Origin of the sequence: Aliiroseovarius sp. F47248L (assembly GCF_023016085.1) — a bacterium.
Classification (GTDB): Bacteria; Pseudomonadota; Alphaproteobacteria; order Rhodobacterales; family Rhodobacteraceae; genus Aliiroseovarius.
The window spans coordinates 996,927-1,017,288 of sequence record NZ_JALKBF010000001.1; the positions used below are offsets into that span (position 1 = coordinate 996,927).

Annotated in this window: 18 protein-coding genes; 11 read left to right on the top strand and 7 right to left on the bottom strand. The window is 57.3% G+C overall.

Features of this window, described 5'->3' with window-relative positions; genetic code table 11:
* Nucleotides 1–29: 29 nt before the first annotated feature.
* Nucleotides 30–365, bottom strand: coding sequence for a DUF6476 family protein (locus tag MWU51_RS05000; protein WP_247035263.1), 336 nt, complete (start codon nt 363–365; stop codon nt 30–32).
* Here MWU51_RS05000 and MWU51_RS05005 point away from each other — a divergent pair.
* The 6 genes from MWU51_RS05005 (at nt 364) to MWU51_RS05030 (ending at nt 6,012) form a co-directional block, all read left to right on the top strand.
* Nucleotides 364–1,410, top strand: a complete 1,047-nt coding sequence (locus tag MWU51_RS05005) for an RluA family pseudouridine synthase (protein WP_247035264.1) — start codon at nt 364–366, stop codon at nt 1,408–1,410. The two genes, MWU51_RS05000 and MWU51_RS05005, sit on opposite strands and share 2 nt — an antisense overlap.
* Nucleotides 1,411–1,433: 23 nt before the next feature.
* On the top strand, nt 1,434–2,879 hold the full coding sequence (gene cls, locus MWU51_RS05010) for a cardiolipin synthase (RefSeq protein ID WP_247035266.1): 1,446 nt from the start codon (nt 1,434–1,436) through the stop codon (nt 2,877–2,879).
* Between the two features lie 181 nt (nt 2,880–3,060).
* The gene (rpoH, locus tag MWU51_RS05015) at nt 3,061–3,957 is read left to right on the top strand and encodes an RNA polymerase sigma factor RpoH (protein ID WP_247035268.1); all 897 of its coding nucleotides are present in this window, start codon (nt 3,061–3,063) and stop codon (nt 3,955–3,957) included.
* A gap of 74 nt (nt 3,958–4,031) precedes the next feature.
* Nucleotides 4,032–5,021 (top strand): Gfo/Idh/MocA family oxidoreductase, encoded by a 990-nt coding sequence (locus MWU51_RS05020; protein WP_247035270.1) that lies wholly within the window; start codon nt 4,032–4,034, stop codon nt 5,019–5,021.
* Nucleotides 5,022–5,032: 11 nt separating this feature from the next.
* Entirely contained in the window at nt 5,033–5,302 is a 270-nt protein-coding gene (locus MWU51_RS05025; protein WP_247035271.1) for a DksA/TraR family C4-type zinc finger protein, read from the top strand.
* Between the two features lie 149 nt (nt 5,303–5,451).
* Nucleotides 5,452–6,012, top strand: coding sequence for a hypothetical protein (locus MWU51_RS05030; protein ID WP_247035272.1), 561 nt, complete (start codon nt 5,452–5,454; stop codon nt 6,010–6,012).
* Between the two features lie 84 nt (nt 6,013–6,096).
* Here MWU51_RS05030 and MWU51_RS05035 read toward each other — a convergent pair whose 3' ends face one another.
* A complete protein-coding gene (locus tag MWU51_RS05035) occupies nt 6,097–7,923 on the bottom strand; it encodes a M3 family oligoendopeptidase (protein ID WP_247035273.1) in 1,827 nt (608 codons plus the stop codon).
* A gap of 186 nt (nt 7,924–8,109) precedes the next feature.
* On the opposite strand from MWU51_RS05035, the gene MWU51_RS05040 reads away from it, so the two are divergent.
* On the top strand, nt 8,110–10,650 hold the full coding sequence (locus tag MWU51_RS05040; RefSeq protein ID WP_247035274.1) for a PBP1A family penicillin-binding protein: 2,541 nt from the start codon (nt 8,110–8,112) through the stop codon (nt 10,648–10,650).
* A gap of 589 nt (nt 10,651–11,239) precedes the next feature.
* Entirely contained in the window at nt 11,240–14,008 is a 2,769-nt protein-coding gene (locus tag MWU51_RS05045; RefSeq protein WP_247035275.1) for a ribonuclease E/G, read from the top strand.
* A gap of 49 nt (nt 14,009–14,057) precedes the next feature.
* Here the strand turns inward: MWU51_RS05045 and MWU51_RS05050 are convergent, their stop codons facing one another.
* Nucleotides 14,058–14,285 carry a sulfurtransferase TusA family protein gene (locus MWU51_RS05050; protein WP_247035276.1) on the bottom strand — a complete coding sequence of 76 codons (228 nt, stop codon included), beginning with the start codon at nt 14,283–14,285 and terminating at the stop codon, nt 14,058–14,060.
* Nucleotides 14,286–14,411: 126 nt separating this feature from the next.
* Between MWU51_RS05050 and MWU51_RS05055 the strand changes: the two genes are divergently transcribed.
* The 3 genes from MWU51_RS05055 (at nt 14,412) to MWU51_RS05065 (ending at nt 17,876) form a co-directional block, all read left to right on the top strand.
* Entirely contained in the window at nt 14,412–15,164 is a 753-nt protein-coding gene (locus tag MWU51_RS05055; RefSeq protein ID WP_247035277.1) for a cytochrome c biogenesis protein CcdA, read from the top strand.
* Nucleotides 15,165–15,243: 79 nt separating this feature from the next.
* Nucleotides 15,244–16,506, top strand: a complete 1,263-nt coding sequence (locus MWU51_RS05060; RefSeq protein WP_247035279.1) for a hypothetical protein — start codon at nt 15,244–15,246, stop codon at nt 16,504–16,506.
* Entirely contained in the window at nt 16,503–17,876 is a 1,374-nt protein-coding gene (locus MWU51_RS05065) for a cytochrome P450 (protein ID WP_247035280.1), read from the top strand. Before MWU51_RS05060 ends, MWU51_RS05065 begins: the two co-directional genes overlap by 4 nt.
* Nucleotides 17,877–17,879: 3 nt before the next feature.
* Here MWU51_RS05065 and MWU51_RS05070 read toward each other — a convergent pair whose 3' ends face one another.
* From MWU51_RS05070 to MWU51_RS05085, 4 genes are all read right to left on the bottom strand, one after another.
* Complete coding sequence (locus MWU51_RS05070; protein ID WP_247035282.1) at nt 17,880–18,107, bottom strand: ribbon-helix-helix domain-containing protein; 228 nt, start codon at nt 18,105–18,107, stop codon at nt 17,880–17,882.
* Complete coding sequence (locus tag MWU51_RS05075) at nt 18,104–18,295, bottom strand: DUF4169 family protein (protein WP_247035284.1); 192 nt, start codon at nt 18,293–18,295, stop codon at nt 18,104–18,106. Before MWU51_RS05075 ends, MWU51_RS05070 begins: the two co-directional genes overlap by 4 nt.
* Nucleotides 18,295–19,689: a class II fumarate hydratase gene (fumC, locus tag MWU51_RS05080; RefSeq protein WP_247035286.1), complete on the bottom strand. Its 1,395-nt coding sequence runs from the start codon at nt 19,687–19,689 to the stop codon at nt 18,295–18,297. Before fumC ends, MWU51_RS05075 begins: the two co-directional genes overlap by 1 nt.
* A gap of 102 nt (nt 19,690–19,791) precedes the next feature.
* On the bottom strand, nt 19,792–20,313 hold the full coding sequence (locus MWU51_RS05085) for a ClpXP protease specificity-enhancing factor SspB (RefSeq protein ID WP_247038714.1): 522 nt from the start codon (nt 20,311–20,313) through the stop codon (nt 19,792–19,794).
* Nucleotides 20,314–20,362 lie beyond the last annotated feature (49 nt).

Sequence of the window (20,362 nt, forward strand, 5' to 3'; positions counted from 1 at the left end):
CTCCAATGCAATAAAATGACGGTCCGTGTTCAGCGCACGGGAATGCGTTTGATGAGATCGCCACTGTCTTGGTCGAAGACCAGTATGTCATTGCCCGACACCACGGCATACCAGTCAGCACCAAAGGTAACAGCATCAGCAACAACGCCATCGGGCAAGGTAATTTGATCGGGCAGGGCCGGGCCGGTTGCGTGATCGGGCGTGGTTTGCGAGAAACGCATGACAACCACGCCCACCAGCACTACAAGGCCCACAATCGTGGTGAGGGTCATGGCCGTCACCAACCGTTTCAGATAGCGCACAGTGCCGTGGCCTGCCGTGGCTTCAAGTGCAGCGTCCAGATCCTGTTCAGGAGTGTCGTTCATGTCGTCCTCGCACCGTATCGTTGAGGTGATCATCGCAGAAAACCCACCCAAACGTCTTGATAAGGCGATTGCGCGTGATGTGCCAGAGGAAGCAAACCTGTCGCGGTCACGGCTGGCGCGGTTGATTGCGGACGGGGCTGTCAGTCGCACAGGCGCTATTGTAAACGATCCGCGCGCAAAGGTGGCTGAGGGCGAAGTTTTCAAAATCCGCGTGCCCGAGGCCGAGGAAAGCCATATCGGGCCAGAGGATATTCCGTTGGATATCGTCTTCGAGGATGCGGATTTGATCGTCGTGAACAAACCGGCAGGTATGGTCGTGCATCCGGCACCGGGCACGCCAAATGGCACTTTGGTCAACGCGCTTTTGCACCATTTTGGCGGCGATTTGTCAGGCGTGGGCGGGGAAAAGCGGCCCGGCATTGTGCATCGGATCGATAAGGATACGTCGGGTCTGTTGGTCGTGGCCAAGTCGGACGCGGCCCATCATGGGTTGGCAAAGCAATTCGAAGCCCACAGCGTCGAGCGGCGTTACAATGCCGTCACGCACGGCGCGCCGGACAAGGCCGATCCGCGACTGGGTGGCATCAAAGGCACCAGTTTCGAGCCCGGCAACATCCTGAAAATCACCACGCAACTGGCGCGACACAAAACGGATCGACAGAAACAGGCGGTGTTGTTCTCTGGTGGGCGCCATGCGGTGACGCGCGCGCGCACGGTCGAAGAGTTTGGCGACCCGGCACAGGCGGCGCTGATCGAATGCTGGTTGGAAACCGGCCGAACGCACCAAATTCGCGTGCATATGGCACATGCCGGGCATGGGTTGATCGGTGATCCCACCTATGGCGGACGGCGCAAGCTGAACGCAAAAGTCATTGGCGATGCTGCGGTGGATGCGGCGCGCACCTTCCCGCGTCAGGCGCTTCACGCCGCGACGCTTGGGTTTGTGCATCCGGTGACGGGCATAAACTTGAGCTTTGACGTGCCGATGCCCGAGGATATGGTGGCCTTGATCGAAACGCTGCGGACGGGTGCGCACGCCCGCTGACAGATGAGACGCGAGAGGCGAGCATGACCAACCTTTCATGGGCATCCTGGGGTGCCATCTGGGCCGTCCTGCTGTTTGTGGTGGACCTTGCGACCATCGCGCGCGCGGTGACGCGGGAGCATCGGTCGCCTGCGTCTCGGTTGGCGTGGAGCGTGGTAATCATGACTTTGCCAGCCATCGGAGTGATTGCCTATTTTTTTCTGGGAGACACCAGCGCGGATCGAAAATCAGACAAGAAACTCAAAGATCTACGGCATGAACTGCCAAAGCGACCGGCGGAGTCGTTGCCGAAAGTCGACCTACCGCTTTTGTATCGTCAGGCCTTTGCACGTGCGGCGTCGGTAAACGGGTTTGAGCCGGTATCGGGAAACAACGCAAAGGTAACTACAAATAGCAACGAAAGCATGGATTGGCTGGTGGCGGATATTGATGCGGCAACCGACCACGTACATATCCTGTTCTATATCTGGCTGGCGGATATCAACGGTACCAAAGTGGCAGAGGCGCTGATCCGTGCAGCATCACGTGGGGTCTATGTGCGGGTGATTGTCGACGGGCTTGGCTCGCGGCGATTGTTGTCTGATCCGTTGTGGCGGCAGATGAAGACGGGTGGTGTGGAAACCGTGGTTGCTTTCGCCTTCCGCTTTCCGCTGATTTCGGCGCTTATACGTAGGCTTGATATCCGCAATCACCGCAAGATCGTGGTGATTGACCATGCGACCACCTATGTGGGCAGTCAAAACTGCGCGGATGCGGCATTTCGGGTAAAAGCAAAATATGCGCCATGGGTTGATGTCATGCTGCGCGTGACCGGTCCGGTTGCGTGGCAGGCGCAGCGGCTTTTTGTGTCCGATTGGATGGTACACGGCGGCGATGATATTTCCGACTGTCTGGACCATGTGCCAAATGTGCCAAAGGAAGGGTTTCCAGCCGTTATGGCCGGGACGGGTCCGACCGAAAGCATTCAGGCTGTGCCGGATATGATGCAGATGCTGCTTGCAGCAGCGCAGGACGATGTGATCATCACGACGCCCTATTACGTGCCCTCTGAGGCTCTGCATCAACAGATCTGCGCGGCAGCTCTGCGCGGTGTGCGGGTAAGGCTGAACGTGCCCGCCACCAATGACAGCCTGATCGTCGCCTTTGCGTCGCGCAGTTTCTATCGATCAATGCTGAAAGCGGGGGTCGAAATTCACGAGTTTCAACCAGGATTGCTGCACGCCAAGATTCTGAGCATAGACGGCACCGCTGCCCTTGTTGGATCCCCAAATCTGGACCAGCGAAGTTTTGATTTAAACTATGAAAACAGTATGATGCTGGTCGATCATGATGTCGTTTCCGAGCTTTGCGAGAAACAAGAGGCATTTATAAATGTCTCATTGCAAGTTCAGCCGGAAACCGTCGTGAACTGGTCGGTTCCGCGCCGCATTCTGATCAACAGCATTGGTATGTTGTCCCCACTGCTTTAGGCCGACTGCAACTTACTGCACGAGGTTGTGAGATTTCATGTCATCCTCTTTCCTTTTTCCGGGAGGAGGATCATATCTTGATCAAGAATATGTTGACGTTTCGCTTGATTTCGCGCCGGGAGAGCTTATCTCGATGTTAAGCCTCGCAACATTGCGAGAGAAGTGAGGGAGAGTAGCCACGATGAGCAACTATAAAAATCTGCCAGCTCCAACACCAGAAGGTGGCTTGAACCGCTATCTTCAGGAAATTCGGAAGTTTCCGATGCTCGAACCAGAGCAGGAATACATGCTGGCCAAGCGGTGGGTAGACCATCAGGACCGTGATGCAGCCCACCAGATGGTAAATTCGCACCTGCGATTGGCCGCCAAGATCGCTATGGGCTATCGCGGTTATGGTTTGCCGCAAGCCGAAGTGATTTCCGAGGCAAACGTAGGCTTGATGCAAGCGGTAAAGCGGTTTGACCCGGAAAAAGGGTTCCGCTTGGCGACCTATGCCATGTGGTGGATCCGCGCATCGATCCAGGAATATATCCTGCGATCCTGGTCCTTGGTGAAGTTGGGCACGACCTCGGCGCAGAAGAAGCTGTTTTTCAACTTGCGCAAAGCCAAGGCGCGTATCGGCGCGTTGGAAGAAGGCGATCTGCGCCCCGAAAATGTCGCCCGGATCGCCAATGACCTGAATGTCACTGAAGACGAAGTGATCTCGATGAACCGTCGACTGTCAGGAGGCGATGCGTCGCTGAACGCGACCGTGTCGGCCGATGGCGAGGGGACGATGCAGTGGCAGGACTGGTTGGAAGATGAAGACGCCGATCAAGCCGGTGACTATGCCGAACAGGACGAGTTACAGGTGCGCCGCGAGCTTTTAGCGAAAGCCATGGACGTGTTGAATGACCGTGAGAAGGACATCCTGACGCAGCGACGTCTTCAGGATAAGCCGGTGACGCTGGAGGATTTGTCGGGCGTTTACGATGTCAGCCGTGAACGTATCCGCCAAATCGAAGTGCGCGCGTTTGAGAAGCTGCAAAAACGGATGCAGGAACTGGCGTCTGAGAAGGGGCTTCTGGAACAAGTCTGATCCAAATCAATCAGATTTACGACATGACCGACCCGCGCTACGCTGGGTCGGTCATTGTTTTTGGGAGATGGGACATGGGTGATGTGTTGAACTGGGGCATAATGGGTGCGTCGAATTTCGCGCGCAACCACATGGGACCGGCGATCCACTCCGCTGGAAATGCCAGGCTCGCAGCTCTTGCAACATCAAATGTTGAAAAGTCTAAAGAATTCAAATTTCTTAATCCTGAACTTAAAGTTCACAATAGCTATGACGTGCTGTTAACGGACCCGGAGATAGATGCGATCTATATCCCGCTGCCCAACACATTGCATGTGGAATGGGCGCAAAAAGCAGCACGGGCGGGTAAGCATGTGCTGGTTGAAAAACCAATCGCGATGAAAGCAGATGAAATCGACGATCTGATCGCTTTGCGTGACGAAACGGGGCTTCTGATCGCTGAAGCGTATATGATCGTGCATCATCCCCAATGGATACGCGCCCGCGAGTTGGTGCGGTCGGGTGCCATCGGTCAGATTGATCATGTCGACACGGTGTTCAGCTATGACAACAGGGAAGATACCCAGAATGTGCGCAACGATCCCAACCTTGGCGGTGGCGGGATCCGCGATATTGGCGTCTACACATATTCCTCGGTGCGGTTTGTGACTGGGGCCGAGCCTGCCGAGATATCTGCCCGCATCAGGACTGAAAACGGTGTGGACACTTGGGCGCATGTGGTGGGCCAGATGGAAGGACGGTTGGGGCGGTTCACTTATTCGGCGATCACCTCCATGCGTCTAAGCCCACGGCAAGAAGTTGTCTTTCAAGGCGATGACGGGCAAATCCGGCTGACCGCGCCATTCAATCCGGGCGTTTTTGGGCAGGCCGAGCTTGAGGTGCGGCGTCCTGACGGCACCCGGACCATTGAAAGCTGGCCTCGCGCTAACCATTATATCTTACAGGTCGAAAATTTTGGCCGAACAGTGCGCGACGGTGTGGATTACCCGTGCCCGCTGGAGTTTTCTCGTGGCACTCAGGCGATGATTGATCGCGTATTTGATGTGGCTGTGGGCATAGGTTGACGGAGGGCGACATGGCTGGTGGCTGGGCGCGTGATGGCGCGGTTCAAGAACAGATTGATGCGTCCATTCAGGACGAGTTGAAGCGGATGCAGGCCAACAAGGGGCCGGTGGGCGAAAGCCGCACCCATTGCGCCGAATGTGAAGAAGAAATCCCCGAGGCAAGGCGAACGGCCATTCCGGGCGTCAAGTTGTGTATCGACTGTATGCAGGAACGGGATGCAGCTTTTAGATCGCGCCCGGGGTTCAATCGGCGAGGGTCGAAAGACAGCCAATTGAAGTGAACGGGAAGGCATTTCCCAAAGCGAACAGGAACGCCCGAAATCAGTGAATGATTGGCGGCGTTTTTGCGACAACGCAACGTTCTGGCTCAATTTGGAGATTTTTGTAAACAATGATATGATGACAGGTGTTTTCAGAAGGAGAAACTTCAATGAAACACCTTTTTTCTAAATCTATTTTCAATTTTGCTCCGGTCAAATTCGTCGCACTACTTGTCATATGGGTGTTGGCTGCGCCTGCCACTGCTGCAACCGTCACTTATAACATCGCGATGGGAGGGCAAAACACCACGTTCACCGCGCCGATGGGCGGGGGGGCTGTGTCTGACTTCTCTATCACCTTGGCAGGGGTCACATTCGATACGCCAGATGCGGCGATGCCGCCGCTTTATGACCCTGTCAGTAACGACATTTCGGCGGCGGGCAGTCAGTTTGGGTATTTCAGCAACTCAATCGCAGGTCCCGGTTGTCCTGTGGGTAACTGTGTCTTGGAATTCGAAACGGCCTTCGATCCGCTCATCCCGCCGGCCTATGCGGCTTTTAACGCGGTCGATCTGGGAACGGTTTTTGCGTTCGGCTACTACGAAATAACCGTGGCCCCGGTACCGTTGCCCGCTGGGCTTGTCTTGCTGTTAAGCGCATTGCTGGCGGTTGTGGGTCTGCGCACTTTTCGTCGTAAGGCGCGTCTATCGTATCAGCCAGAGCCTGCCTAACCGAGAGCTTGTGCAGACGGGATGATAGAAAAATCAAGGCGCAGAGGAGTCCGCGCCTTGCTGTGCTGTGCCAGTGGGGGAAACTCAGTCTTCCATCGCTTCCAGTTCATCGATGAAGCTTTCGATCATTGCCAGCCCCTTATCCCAGAATTTTGGGTCCGAGGCATCAAGGCCGAACGGGGCCAGAAGCTCTTTGTGATGTTTTGAACCGCCCGCTTTCAGCATGTCAAAATACTTGTCTTGAAAGTCGTCGTCGCCTTCTTCGTAAACGGCGTAAAGCGCATTCACCAAGCCATCGCCGAACGCATAGGCATAGACGTAGAAGGGGGAGTGGACGAAGTGCGGGATATAGGCCCAGAATGTCTCATACCCGTCCATGAAGTCGAACGCCGGGCCAAGGCTTTCGCCCTGAACGCTCATCCAGATGTCGTTGATCTGATCAGGGGTCAACTCGCCATCCGCACGTGCGTCGTGCATTTTGCATTCGAAGTCATAAAACGCGATCTGACGGACGACCGTGTTGATCATGTCCTCGACCTTGCCGGCCAGCATCACCTTCTTTTCGGCGGTGTTCTTGGCCTCGCTCAAGAGTTTGCGGAAGGTCAGCATTTCACCAAAGACGGATGCGGTTTCCGCAAGCGTTAGCGGTGTGGACGACAACAGCTCGCCCTGATCTGCGGCCAACACTTGATGGACACCGTGACCCAACTCGTGAGCGAGGGTCATAACGTCGCGCGGTTTTCCCAAGTAGTTCAGCATCACGTAGGGATGCACGTTCGTGACGGTCGGATGTGCGAAAGCGCCCGGTGCTTTGCCTGGCTTTACACCCGCGTCGATCCACCCATCTGAAAAAAACGGCTTGGCAATTTCGGCCATGCGCGGGTCGAAGTCGGCATAGGCGTCCATGACGATCTTCTCCGCGTTCGGCCAATCAACAAGTTTGTCGTCTTCCATTGGCAGGGGGGCGTTGCGGTCCCAAACCTGCATCACATCCAGCCCCAACCACTTGCGCTTTAGTTCGTAATACCGGTGGCTCAGGCGCGGATAAGCGGCGACCACGGCGTTGCGCAACGCTTCGACCACTTCGGGTTCGACGTGGTTGGCAAGGTGACGCCCGGTCTGTGGTGTCGGCATCTTGCGCCACGTATCCTCGATGTCTTTCTCTTTCGCCAAGGTATTGTGAATGCGCGAGAATAACTTGATATTCTCACCCAGAACACGGGCGATTTCGTGGCTGGCCGCTTCCCGTGTGGCGCGGTCCTTGTCGGTCAGCAGGTTGGCAGTGGCTTCCAGCCCGTGCTCTTCGCCGTTCACAGTGAACAGAAGCCCCGCAACTGTTTCGTCGAACAAGGTGTTCCAAGCTGACGCCCCGACCGAAGATTTGTCATGAAGAAACTGTTCCAGTTCATCTGAAAGCTGATAGGGACGCATTGCACGCAGGCGGTCGAAGATTGGTTTGTACCGGGCAAGGGCGGCGTTATCGGCAAGCCAACCCTCCAGAACCGCATCGTCGATACGGTTCACCTCCAGCGAGAAAAACACCAACGGCGCAGTGAACACGGTGATCTTTTCCTGGCAATTCTGCAAGAACTGAGCGCGGTCGGCGTCGGTGGTTTTCTGGTAATACCGCAGACCGGCAAATGACATGATGCGTCCTGCGATTAGGTCAATCTTTTCGTAGGCGTCTATGCATCCCAGCATCCCAGCGGCGTCCAAATCGGACAGTTTACCCTGATAGGTCCCGGCAAAATCGGCACAAGCTTTTTCTAGCCAGTCCATATCGCGCGTCAGTTCTGGCGCGTCTTCGGCGGTATAGAGGTCGCTCAGATCCCATTCAGGCAGCCCTTCAAGTGGTATATCACCGGTTTGTGCATTGGCATCGCGGACGGGGAAGGGAAGGGTGGTAAGCATCGGACCTCCGGGTTTGTGTTTGGGTCAAGACATAGGGTGCAGGCAGGGCAGTTGCAATCCGCCCCGGTCGCTCAGGCAGCGAGCAGTACTAAAGGGCGCAAAATGGCCGATTTTCCCCGCCAAGGGGTTTTGACCCGGCCCATCGGTGCCTTTATAGGAAGGAAGCAGTTTTCAAAGGACGCGCGCGTGATCAGATTCATTCTTGGCATTTTTGGTGCCGTTTTTACCGGCATTACGCTGACCATATTTATGGCGGCGCTGGTGATCGGCGGTGTTTTCTGGATGTATTCCAGAGACTTGCCCAGCCACGAGCAGCTGGCCAATTATACGCCCGCCACCATCAGCCGTGTCTATTCCGGCGAGGGGCAGTTGATGGACGAGTTCGCCCGCGAACGTCGCCTGTTCACCCCGGCGGACGAGATACCGGCGCTCGTGAAGAACGCGTTCATCTCGGCCGAGGATAAAAATTTCTATACGCATGCCGGTTTCGACCCTCGTGGTATTGCAGCGGCCGCCATTGAAGCGGCGCGCGGGGGCAAGCTGCGCGGTGCGTCCACCATTCCGCAGCAGGTTGTGAAAAACTTCCTGCTCAGTTCGGAACGATCGGCTGAGCGAAAAATCAAGGAACTGATTCTGTCGGTGCGTCTGGAAAGCACTCTGTCGAAGGATGAGATACTGGCGCTGTATCTGAACGAAATTTTTCTGGGCCAGAACTCTTATGGTGTGACAGCAGCGGCGCAGACATATTTCAACAAGACGCTGGACGAGCTTGAGCCGCACGAAGCCGCAACACTGGCCTCGATGCCACAGGCGCCCAGCAACTTTCACCCGGTGCGCGCAAAGGATCGGTTGCTGGCGCGCCGCAACTATGTTCTGCGCGAGATGTTCCAGAACGGATATCTGGATCGCGCAACCTATGACGCCGAGGTGGCGAAGCCCTTGCGGTCGGTCCAGAACGGCGATTTTCCCGCGTTCCGGCAGGCCTTGCCTCCACGCGATTACTTCTCGGATGAGATTCGTCGCCAGTTAAGTCGTAACTTTGGAGAAGAAGAGTTCTTCACCGGCGGCATGACCGTGCGCGCGACTGTCGACCCCGACTTACAGGATGTGGCGGCCAAAAGCCTGCGCATCGGGCTGGAAGGCTATGACCGCAGCCGGGGGGTTTGGCGGCCCAGCGGTGTGACTTTGCCGCAAGAAGTGTTGGGCGACGAAGCGGCATGGCGTGCCGCACTGGCCGAAACAAAGTTCCCACGCGACATTGAAGGATGGTCTCCAGCGGTTGTTTTGGAAGTCGGCAGCAGTGATGCACGAATTGGTATCGAAGGTGTGGACGAGGATGAAGATGGGCACTGGATCCCCGCCAAAGACGTGACTTGGGCGCGCAGACGCGAGGAAGACGGCAGCCTGGGGCGGAAGGCGCAAGTCGCCGGTGATCTGGTAAAAGTGGGCGAGGTCGTCCATGTGCGCCAGATGACCAGCGACAATGACGGTAGTTTCATTCGCTGGACCTTGCGTCAGGTGCCGGAAGTGCAGGGCGGCTTTATGGCAATGGACGTCAACACTGGCCGTGTTTTGGCGATGCAGGGCGGGTTCAGCTATCAGCATTCGGTGTTCAACCGTGCAACTCAAGCCACGCGCCAACCGGGGTCAAGCTTCAAACCTTTCGTTTATGCCGCCGCGCTGGATAGTGGCTTTTCGCCTGCTACCATCGTCATCGACGCACCGATCGAGGTGGTTGCGGGGGGCAAGATCTGGCGCCCTAAGAACTATTCCAACCGCTTCTACGGGCCAACGCCTTTGCGCACCGGGATCGAACAGTCGCGCAACTTGATGACCGTGCGTCTGGCGCAGGAAATCGGCATGGATACCGTGGCGGGCTATGCCGAACGGTTCGGCGTCTATGATCGGATGAACCAGTTTCTGGCGAACTCTCTGGGGGCCGAGGAAACGACGCTCTTCCGCATGGTCGCGGCTTACGCGATGTTTGCCAATGGCGGCGAGCGGGTGGAACCCACGCTGGTTGACAGGGTGCAGGACCGCTGGGGCAAGACCATCTATCGTCATGACGACCGCCAGTGCACCGACTGCAACGACCCGACGCTTGCCGTTGGTCAGGCACCCGCGATCGTATCGGACCGTGAACGGGTGATGAACGCCATCACCGCCTACCAGCTGACCTCGATGATGCGCGGCGTTGTTGAACGCGGCACTGCCCGCAGTGTCGTCAACCTGCCCGTCCCAACAGCCGGGAAGACAGGCACAACCAATGATGAGCATGACGCCTGGTTCATTGGCTTTACCTCGAATATCGTGGCCGGATGCTATGTTGGCTATGATCGCCCGCGATCCATGCCCGGAACGTCTGGTGGCGGGATGTGCGGTCCGGTGTTCCAGCGTTTTATGCTTGAGGCGATCAAGGAATATGGTGGCGGTGAATTCAAGGTGCCGCCGGGTGGGCATTTCATCAAGATCGACCGCTTCACCGGCGCACGCCTGCCGCCAGACGCCTCGGGTGATCACGTCGTCGCCGAGTATTTCCGTGATGGGGAAGAGCCGCTGTTTGGCGTGATGTTCGACGGTGGGTTCGCGATGGGGGCCAATTTGCCCATGTTCAATCGCGGTGAAACCGACGAAGGCACGACAAAGGTTCAGACCTCGACGGGTAAAACTGTGGTTGTTCCCGGCAAGGCAGATTTTGGATCGCTGTCCTCCGGTGGCCTATACTAGCAAGGGTGCTGATGGTGGCGCGGCAAGGGTGTCTGGTGTGTATCCGGGCGGTTTGACACCTTGCACACGCCGTTCATCTGTTCGGATGTGCATTTTGCCCATTGTCATTCCAACCCCGGACCACGTATGGTCCATCTACGGTGGATCGCGCGTCCGCGCCCGACCACTGACGAGAGTTTCGTTGTTTTGCTGACCGAATGATGGCCAATGCCGCAGGCCGGGGCTAAACAAGCCGAGAATGCTTTGGAACGCGCCCGACAATGGGCTGGCTGCCAGAGCGCGAAATTGACGATCAAGAACGGTAGAGCCCACAAGGTCTTTGTTCTGGGTCTGAAAATCCGCCCGAAGTCTGACAACAGACCGGGCATAAGAATGGGCCGTGCACGGGTTTCTGGCCACTCCAGAACCCGCAAGCGCGACCGGAGAAGAAACGCGATGATGCGCGAGAGGAACGAGCTAACACAGAAGGCGGGGCGCAAGCCCCTGACCTTGTTGCCGTATCCCACGCATCGCTTCGCCCTGACAAGACACCCCGAAAATCGTGCGCTTCCGCCTGGAAGGGCACGCGTTTGGGGTGCGGAAAGAACATATGCCCAAGAAGATGCTTATCGACGCCACCCACGCGGAAGAAACCCGCGTTGTGGTGGTGGACGGAAACAAGGTCGAGGAATTTGACTTTGAATCGGAAAACAAACGCCAACTAGCCGGCAACATTTATCTAGCCAAAGTGACGCGGGTCGAACCCTCGTTGCAGGCGGCGTTTGTGGATTACGGCGGCAATCGCCACGGCTTTCTGGCTTTCTCAGAGATCCATCCCGACTACTATCAGATCCCGGTCGCGGACCGCGAGGCGCTTTTGGAAGAAGAGCGCGCCTATGCCGAAGCAATGGCCGAGGAAGAGGAAAAGCCCAAATCACGCCGTCGCCGGTCGCGTGGCCGGTCCCGCTCTAAGGCGGAAGAGGCTAAGTCCGATGATGCGGTGGCAACCAAAGAGGTCGAAGCAACCGGAACAGGCATGGACGTCATTGATCTGAACAATGGCGAGGAAGATGACCTTGAAGGTCTGTCTCCGATGGAACGCGTCGAAGAAACTCCGGTTGAAGAACCCGAGGATGACGTGAACGCCGATGATAGCAAAAATGTCGCAGATGCGGATGAGGTGTCAGCGGACAAGTCGGACAGTTCCGACGATGACAGTGATGATGACGATGATGACGATGAACCGCTGGACGCATCGGAAAAGGACGACCAGATAGAAAGTGTCGCCGATGATGACGCTGTCGAAGACATCCGCCCGCGCCGTAAACCGCGTCCGAAACGCTATAAGATCCAGGAAGTGATCAAAGTGCGCCAGATCCTTCTGGTGCAGGTCGTTAAGGAAGAACGCGGCAACAAGGGCGCGGCGCTGACCACTTACTTGTCACTGGCCGGTCGTTACTGCGTTTTGATGCCCAACACTGCACGTGGGGGTGGCATCAGCCGCAAGATCACCAACGCCGCCGACCGCAAGAAGCTGAAGGAAATCGCATCCGAGATTGACGTGCCCAAGGGCGCAGGCTTGATCGTGCGCACGGCGGGGGCCAAGCGCACCAAATCGGAAATCAAGCGTGACTATGAATATCTGCAACGGTTGTGGGAGCAAATCCGCGAACTGACACTTGCATCTTCGGCACCTGCGAAAATTTATGAAGAAGGCAACCTGATCAAACGCTCGATCCGTGATCTGTATTCGCGTGAAATCGACGAGGTGTTTGTCGAGGGCGAAGCAGGCTATCGCACCGCAAAGGACTTCATGAAAATGATCATGCCGTCCCACGCCAAGAATGTGAAACTGTACCAGGATCAGATGCCGCTTTTTGCCCGTTATCAGGTTGAAAGCTATCTGTCGGGGATGTTCAGCCCCACGGTGCAGCTGAAATCCGGCGGCTACATCGTCATTGGCGTGACGGAAGCGCTGGTGGCCATTGACGTGAACTCTGGCCGGGCCACCAAAGAAGGCTCGATCGAGGAAACGGCGCTAAAGACCAACCTTGAAGCCGCCGAAGAAGTGGCGCGTCAGTTGCGTTTGCGCGACCTTGCCGGTCTGATCGTGATCGACTTCATCGACATGGAAGAACGTCGCAACAACAACGCGGTTGAAAAGCGTCTGAAAGATAAGCTGAAAACCGACCGCGCGCGCATTCAGGTGGGCCGCATCTCGGGCTTTGGTTTGGCGGAAATGTCGCGCCAACGTCTGCGCCCCGGCATGATCGAGGCGACGACCCAGCCGTGCAACCACTGTCACGGCACCGGGCTTATCCGTTCCGACGACAACCTTGCGCTGAACATCTTGCGCCAGTTGGAAGAAGAAGGCGTGCGCCGCCGGTCGCGCGAAGTTCTGGTAAAAGCGCCTGTTGGCATCGTGAACTTCCTGATGAACAACAAGCGCGAGCACATAGCGCAGATCGAAGCGCGCTATGGCATGGCCGTTCGCATCGAGGCTGATCCATTCCTGATCTCGCCCGACTACTCAATCGAGAAGTTCAAGACAGCCACCCGCACTGTTCCGGAAGCCACCGCGCCCGTCGTGTCGGTTGATGCGTCACTTATGGACGATATAGACGAGGTGGAAGAAGCCGAAGTGGTGACCGAAGACACTGCCGAGGAAGAACAGAAGCCCAAGAAACGCCGCCGTCGCCGTCGTCGTCGTCGGTCATCCAATGGGGATGATGCCCGTCAGGACAACCAGAACGGTGATACGCCCGATGACAACGGTTCAGCGGATGAGTCCAAGAGCGACTCCGACAAAGATGCCGAGGCTGAAGCGCCCTCTGAGGACACCGACGAGAAGCCTAAGCGTAAACGTGCGCCGCGTCGTCGCTCCAAGAAGTCCGAAGACGAGACCGCCGGAGAAACCGTCTCCGCAGACGCGCCAGCCGAAGACACACAAGTGTCTGCTGAGGTAGAGGCAGAAGATAAGCCGAAGCCCAAACGTGCACCGCGCAAACGGGCTACAAAGGCGAAGGCGGAAGAAGCGGAGACCGATGCTACGGCTGAGGTCGACGTGGAAGAGGCTCCGAAGAAACCTGCACGTAAATCGCGGGCCAAGAAGCCCAAAGAGGATGCTCCTGCAGAGGCAGCATCGGCAGAAGAGGCAGCACCGGAAGCCGAAGAAAAGCCCAAGAAGGCACCGCGCAAACGGGCGGCCACGTCGCGTAAGAAAAAGGCCGACGAGGCGGTTGATGACGCAACAGCCGCCGAGAAAACGCCGGAACCCGCAATGGCAAGCGCTGGATCGACAACTGCACCAGAGCCTGAAGTAAAAGCGGAAGAGTCGCCCAAGCCCAAACGCAAGGGCTGGTGGTCACTGGGCAGCTAAGTCGCAGAAAAAAGAAAGGCCGGGCATCGCCCGGCCTTTTTATTTGGGCCTAGCCTTTGCGGATGTAGAAGTGCGTGGCCGGACCACGCTCTTCATATCCCACAAATTCGTGACCCTGTTCGGCACAGAAATGCGGCACGTCGATCACCGCAGCCGGATCAGTCGCCTGTAGTCGCAGAACTTGCCCTTTCGCAAGCGACTTCAACCGCTTACGTGCCTTTAGAACCGGCAGGGGACACAACAGCCCCAATGCGTCCAGATCGTCGTCAAATTCCATATCTTCCCATAGGCGTTTGGCACCGTTCTGTCCATTGGCCCTTCCGTCTGTCGGGTGTACCAATATGTCGCGCAGTTGTGACAAACAGGCAGGTGACGGCGCAGATTTGGCGCGCTATGTGGGGGTATGTTTGGATTTGAACTCATTGATGCAAGCCTTCTGCCTGCCCTGATCATCGCCTTCGTTGCGGGGATTCTGAGCTTTCTCAGCCCTTGCGTGCTGCCCATCGTTCCGCCCTATCTGGCCTATATGTCCGGCGTCAGCATGGGCGAGATGAGCGAAGGGCGAAGTGCTTCGCGTAAAGCTACGCTGGCCGCGCTGTTCTTTGTCATGGGTCTGTCCACCGTCTTTCTGTTCCTTGGTTTTGCGGCGTCCGCCTTTGGCGCGTTTTTCCTGCAAAACCAGACACTTTTTGCCACTTTTGCGGGCATCGTTGTGATGGTCTTCGGAGCGCATTTTCTGGGCGTGATCAACATTCCGTTCCTCAACCGCGAGGCGCGGCTGGACGCCGGAGATCAGGGGGGCAGCGCCTTTGGTGCCTACCTTCTGGGGCTTGCTTTCGCGTTTGGCTGGACACCCTGTATCGGCCCGCAATTGGGTGCGATCCTGTCTTTGGCCGCGTCTGAAGGATCGGTCGCACGGGGAACCACGCTGCTGGCCATATATGCTGCGGGGCTGGGTATTCCCTTCCTGCTGGTTGCCGCATTCTTCCCCCGCATGACCGGTGTCATGAACTTCATGAAGCGACACATGGAGCGGATCGAGCGGATCATGGGCCTGCTTCTGTGGACCATCGGGTTGATGATGCTGACCGGAGGTTTTTCTCGCTTTTCATATTGGTTGCTTGAAACGTTCCCGGCTTTGGCCGCCCTTGGCTGACGGCTGGCGTGCCAGATAAGGGCTTAATTTCGCCTGTTTTTCCGTCTAGTCTGCAGGTCGAAGCAGACAGGCCGGGTCCATGAAACCGAACGATGCCCCTTCACCCGACAGATCCGCACATGTGCGCCGCCGCAGGGTGTTCTACATTCCCGGCTATGACCCAATTCATCCGCGCAGGTATCGCGAGCTTTATCGCAAAGAAGGCGCCGCTCAGGCCACAATATCAGGCTATCAAATCGATCTGATCGGGCGGCAAGGCCCGGGCACCTATGGCTGGCAGGTGACGGGCCGGATCGACGGTTCTGAGACTGAAGCCGAGTTCGACGTGTTGGTCTGGGCCGATATCGTGCGCGACAGTATGAAGCTGAACATCGCACAGACATACCTTTTGATGGCGCACACGGCATGGACCTATATAGCGTCTGGTGCGCTGTGGCGACTGATGCGGCTGCGCAAGGGGCCGGTGATTGCGGCGCTCTATCCCGTCGGAATGCTGATCCTGCAACTGGTTCTTGCATTGCTACTGGGTCATATCCTTGGCCATGTCGCCGCATTTTTCGCCGGACATCTGACTCTTAGGTCCGAGGCGATGGTGATTGGCTATTGGGTTGGATTTGCGACAACAGTGACCGTCTTGTTGCAGTGGTTTCGCAAGGTCGATAACCGGCTTTACGTATACTACCTGATGCACGACTACGCCTACTCCGCACGCTCGAAAGGGGCCAATCCGCCCAAACTTGAGACGCGCATGGGCCTGTTTGCCGACCAAATCGCCGATGCGTTGTGCTCGGACGTGGAAGAAGTGTTGGTGGTGGGTCACAGCTCTGGCGCGCATCTGGCTGTGTCTGTGCTGGCCGATCTACTGCGAGCAGGGCGTGTGCCAAAGGATGGGCCTGCGCTGGCCTTTCTCAGCCTTGGGCAAGTGGTGCCGATGGTCAGTTTTCTGCCCGATGCACATCGGTTGCGGCGCGACCTGCATGACATGAGCGTTCAGAACTGCATCCCCTGGGTCGATGTGACCGCCCCCGGTGATGGTTGCGCCTTTGCGTTATGCGATCCCGTCGCAGTGTCTGGTGTGGCACCGGAAAACAGCAAAAACTGGCCACTTGTTGTTTCAGCGGCGTTTTCAAAAACGCTCAGCCCTGCACGCTGGAAGGAACTGCGCTGGCGGTTTTTCCGACTGCATTTTCAATATCTCTGCGCCTTTGACCGACCTGGCGACTACGACTATTTCCAGATCACAGCAGGTCCGTTGACCTTGGCCGACCGGTATCGCGACCGCCGCCCTTCGGCCAGCCGAATTGAAACGCCGGTATCGAAATACACGAGCATGGCACCGTGACTGACCGCATCCCCCCCAAGCCGTCGTCCCGAGAAGGACGGGTGTCGCTGTGGCGTTACGCGAAGTTGTTTCGTCGCGACATACTATCCGCCCAGCCTGCACGTCTGTATCGCGCATGGATGGCGGAATTTCGCACGCCGTTTTTTCGAAGCTACATGTGCAATGATCCCGCACTGGTTGATCTGGTGCTGAAAGAACGTCCGGATGATTTCCCGAAATCTGACCGTATTCGCGAGGGGCTTGCACCGCTTTTGGGCAACTCGGTCTTTGTCACCAATGGCGAAGTTTGGAAACGCCAACGCCGTATCATCGACCCGGCTTTTGAAGGCGGGCGGCTGCGCGAAGTATTTCCTGCCATGTGGGACGCGGCGGTGTCCGCTGTCGATCGCCTGCAACCTTTGGCAGATGGGCGTCCGGTTGAGGTGGAAGGCCATACCAGCCACGCCGCTGCCGATGTGATCTTTCGCACGCTTTTTTCGATCCCCATCGAACATGAAGTCGCAGGGCAGGTTTTCGATAAGTTTCGCGAACATCAACGCGCCCAACCCGTGCTTAACCTTGGGGCGCTGTTGCCCTTGCCGCACTGGATGCCGCGGTTTCACAGTCGCAGGACCAAACAGACAGCACGTGAGATCAGGGGGCTGATCACGGGTTTAACCGCCGACCGTATGGCCGCGATCGGACAGGGCACGGCCCCCAACGATCTGGCGACAAAAATTATGACGACAACTGATCCCCAGACCGATGAGCGGTTCGACACCGGTGAGATGGTCGATCAGGTGGCAATCTTTTTCCTTGCCGGGCACGAAACCAGTGCATCTGCTTTGGCGTGGGCGCTGTATCTTCTGGCGCTGTATCCCGACTGGCAGGACCGGGTCGCGGAGGAGGCGCAGGCACAGATTGACCCCGACAAAATCTATTTTTCGGTCATGTCGCGCCTGCGCCTGTCACGCGACGTGTTTCGCGAGGCGTTGCGCCTCTATCCCCCTGTGCCGATGATGGTGCGCGCAGCGGACTGCCCAGAACACTTCCGAGGGCGTGACGTACCAAAGGGCAGCCAGATTGTTCTAAGTCCGTGGCATCTGCACCGTCATGAACGCTTGTGGGACGATCCCGACGCATTCGACCCGGCCCGGTTTCAGACCGCGAACGGGAAGTCATGCCTTCGCAACGCCTATATCCCATTTTCCAGCGGGCAGAGGGTCTGCCCCGGCGCCGGGTTCGCAATGATCGAGGGGCCGTTGATCCTGTCCATGCTTGTGCGCGCTTATCGTTTCGCGCTTGTGGCGGACAAACCCGCCAAGCCTGTGGCCCATCTGACGGTGCGGGGCAGGGACGGGATCTGGCTGTCGCTGACGCCGCGAGGGTGAATCTCAGCCCTCGGACGGTTGTCTGTAGTGATCGAGCACATAAACCCGAATGGCCGATGCCAGCCCCCGGTCCACGCCGCGTGCTGCATCAACTTCGGCCGCCAGTGCGTTCAGGGGCAGACCACGCGTCTTAGCGATCTCACGAAAGGCCTGCCAGAACTCCGGCTCCAGCGACACCGACGTGCGGTGCCCGTGCAGGGTCAGGGAGTGTTTTTCAGGGCGTGTGGTCATTCCGGGTCGGTCCTGAGACCGTCCAGCAGTCGGTTGGCGCGCTTTTTATCCGCGCTTTCCGCTGCTTTCTGGGCTTTGGTGCGCCCATATTTTATGGCGTTTTCGTCAGCGCGGGCCTTGGTCGCAGCCCGCGCCTTTGCTTTTCGAAACCGGTTCAGGTTGACCGGCCCTGAACCAGACCCGCCCATCAGTCTTTTGGACCGATCATCTGTTCGGGGCGCACAACCTCGTCAAAGGTTTTTGCGTCCACGAAGCCCAAAGCGATGGCTTCTTCCTTCAGCGTCGTGCCGTTCTTGTGCGCGGTCTTGGCCACCTTAGTCGCGTTGTCATATCCGATGGTCGGGGCCAGCGCCGTAACCAGCATCAGGCTTTCCTTCATCAGCTTGTCAATGCGCGGTTCGTTGGCCTGAATGCCGTTCAGCATCCGTTCGGTAAAGCTGTCCGCCGCGTCGCCCAGAAGTTGGATGGATTGCAACAGGTTATAGCTCATCATCGGGTTATAAACGTTCAGTTCGAAATGCCCTTGGCTTCCTGCAAACTTGATCGCGGCGTCATTGCCCATCACGTGGGCGGCCACCTGAGTCAGCGCCTCGGCTTGAGTCGGGTTCACCTTGCCTGGCATGATCGAACTGCCCGGTTCGTTTTCCGGCAGGATCAACTCGCCCAGACCCGAACGGGGGCCAGAACCCAGGAAGCGGATGTCATTGGCGATCTTGTAGCACGAGCCCGCCACTGTCGCCAAAGCGCCCGACATGAAGACCATCGCGTCATGGGCGGCCAGCGCTTCGAATTTGTTTGGGGCCGTGACAAAAGGCAGGCCGGTGATGCGTGCCATGTTGGCGGCAACCTCTTCGCCCCAACCTTTCTTGGTGTTCAGCCCGGTGCCGACAGCGGTGCCGCCCTGCGCGAGCTCATAGATACCGGGCAGGGCCAGCTTCACACGCGCGATGCCCTGACGGATCATGTGGGCATAGCCCGAAAATTCCTGACCCAATGTCAGCGGCGTGGCATCCTGCGTGTGGGTGCGGCCGATTTTGATGATGTCTTTGAACTCGTCCTGCTTGGCCTCAAGCCCTGCCAGCAGTTTTTCCAGACCGGGCAGCAGCACGTCGCGCACGCTCATCGCGGTGGCGATGTGCATCGCGGTGGGGAATGTGTCGTTGGAGGACTGGCCCATGTTGCAATGGTCATTCGGGTGCACGGGGTCTTTTGAACCAATCACGCCGCCCATGATTTCAATCGCGCGGTTGGCGATGACCTCGTTGGCGTTCATGTTCGATTGGGTGCCGGACCCTGTTTGCCAGACAACCAGCGGGAAATTGTCATCGAATTTGCCAGCCACCACTTCGCTTGCGGCCTGAATAACGGCATCGGCGATGTTTCTGTCCATTGCGCCCGACGCTTTGTTTGCCTCGGCACAGGCTTGTTTGATCACACCCAAAGCGCGCACGATGGCGACGGGCTGCTTTTCCCAACCAATCGGGAAGTTCATCAACGAGCGCTGCGTCTGCGCGCCCCAGTATTTGTCAGAAGGAACCTCAAGCGGGCCAAAGCTGTCGGATTCGGTGCGGGTCTGGGTCATGTCACAGCGCCTTTATTTGCAAAACCGAGGGTGTTGTACACGACTGCACACCAAATTCAATGCTGGTAGCGCCGGAACAAAACTGCATGGCGGTCGTGAACGCTATTTTCGGAAGCTGTCCAGTCTGACGATCTCGGCTTCTTTGTGCGTTTCTTCTGGTGTGATGTCCTTTTCAGGATGTTCATCGCGTTCGGGATCGGTCACGGGTGCTGCCTCTTCCGCGAGGTCGCCGTCATCATCACCGGCCAGATGCAGATCGGGGTGGTGTTCGTCCTGCATTTCGAACCGCAATCCAAATTCGACAGACGGATCGACGAATGTGTTGATCGCATCGAAGGGAACAAACAGGGTTTCCGGCGAATCCCCGAAATTTAGTGTGACCGAGAATCCATCGTCACTCACCGCCAGGTTTTCGAACCAGTGCTGCAATACGATGGTCATGTCTTCCGGAAACCGATCCTGCATCCAGTTTGCAATTTCGACCCCGTCATGGCGGGTGTCGAAATTGATGAAGAAATGATGTTCGCCTGGTAGGCCAGAGGCCGATACGTCGCTCAGAACCTTGCGGATTAGTTCCCGCATGGCGTCGTGCATCAGGTTTCCATAGTCGATGGCATCGGACATGAGCATTCTTTCTTCTGCTTGTGTCCAGAATACGGGATTCGGTGGCGAT

Coding starts and splice junctions, on each gene's coding strand:
- rpoH (WP_247035268.1), top strand. CDS start 3,061: ATGAGCAACTATAAAAATCTGCCAGCTCCAACACCAGAAGGTGGCTTG.
- MWU51_RS05020 (WP_247035270.1), top strand. CDS start 4,032: ATGGGTGATGTGTTGAACTGGGGCATAATGGGTGCGTCGAATTTCGCG.
- cls (WP_247035266.1), top strand. CDS start 1,434: ATGACCAACCTTTCATGGGCATCCTGGGGTGCCATCTGGGCCGTCCTG.
- fumC (WP_247035286.1), bottom strand. CDS start 19,689: ATGACCCAGACCCGCACCGAATCCGACAGCTTTGGCCCGCTTGAGGTT.
- MWU51_RS05025 (WP_247035271.1), top strand. CDS start 5,033: ATGGCTGGTGGCTGGGCGCGTGATGGCGCGGTTCAAGAACAGATTGAT.
- MWU51_RS05055 (WP_247035277.1), top strand. CDS start 14,412: ATGTTTGGATTTGAACTCATTGATGCAAGCCTTCTGCCTGCCCTGATC.
- MWU51_RS05005 (WP_247035264.1), top strand. CDS start 364: ATGTCGTCCTCGCACCGTATCGTTGAGGTGATCATCGCAGAAAACCCA.
- MWU51_RS05030 (WP_247035272.1), top strand. CDS start 5,452: ATGAAACACCTTTTTTCTAAATCTATTTTCAATTTTGCTCCGGTCAAA.
- MWU51_RS05000 (WP_247035263.1), bottom strand. CDS start 365: ATGAACGACACTCCTGAACAGGATCTGGACGCTGCACTTGAAGCCACG.
- MWU51_RS05075 (WP_247035284.1), bottom strand. CDS start 18,295: ATGGGCGGGTCTGGTTCAGGGCCGGTCAACCTGAACCGGTTTCGAAAA.
- MWU51_RS05045 (WP_247035275.1), top strand. CDS start 11,240: ATGCCCAAGAAGATGCTTATCGACGCCACCCACGCGGAAGAAACCCGC.
- MWU51_RS05035 (WP_247035273.1), bottom strand. CDS start 7,923: ATGCTTACCACCCTTCCCTTCCCCGTCCGCGATGCCAATGCACAAACC.
- MWU51_RS05050 (WP_247035276.1), bottom strand. CDS start 14,285: ATGGAATTTGACGACGATCTGGACGCATTGGGGCTGTTGTGTCCCCTG.
- MWU51_RS05070 (WP_247035282.1), bottom strand. CDS start 18,107: ATGACCACACGCCCTGAAAAACACTCCCTGACCCTGCACGGGCACCGC.
- MWU51_RS05060 (WP_247035279.1), top strand. CDS start 15,244: ATGAAACCGAACGATGCCCCTTCACCCGACAGATCCGCACATGTGCGC.
- MWU51_RS05085 (WP_247038714.1), bottom strand. CDS start 20,313: ATGTCCGATGCCATCGACTATGGAAACCTGATGCACGACGCCATGCGG.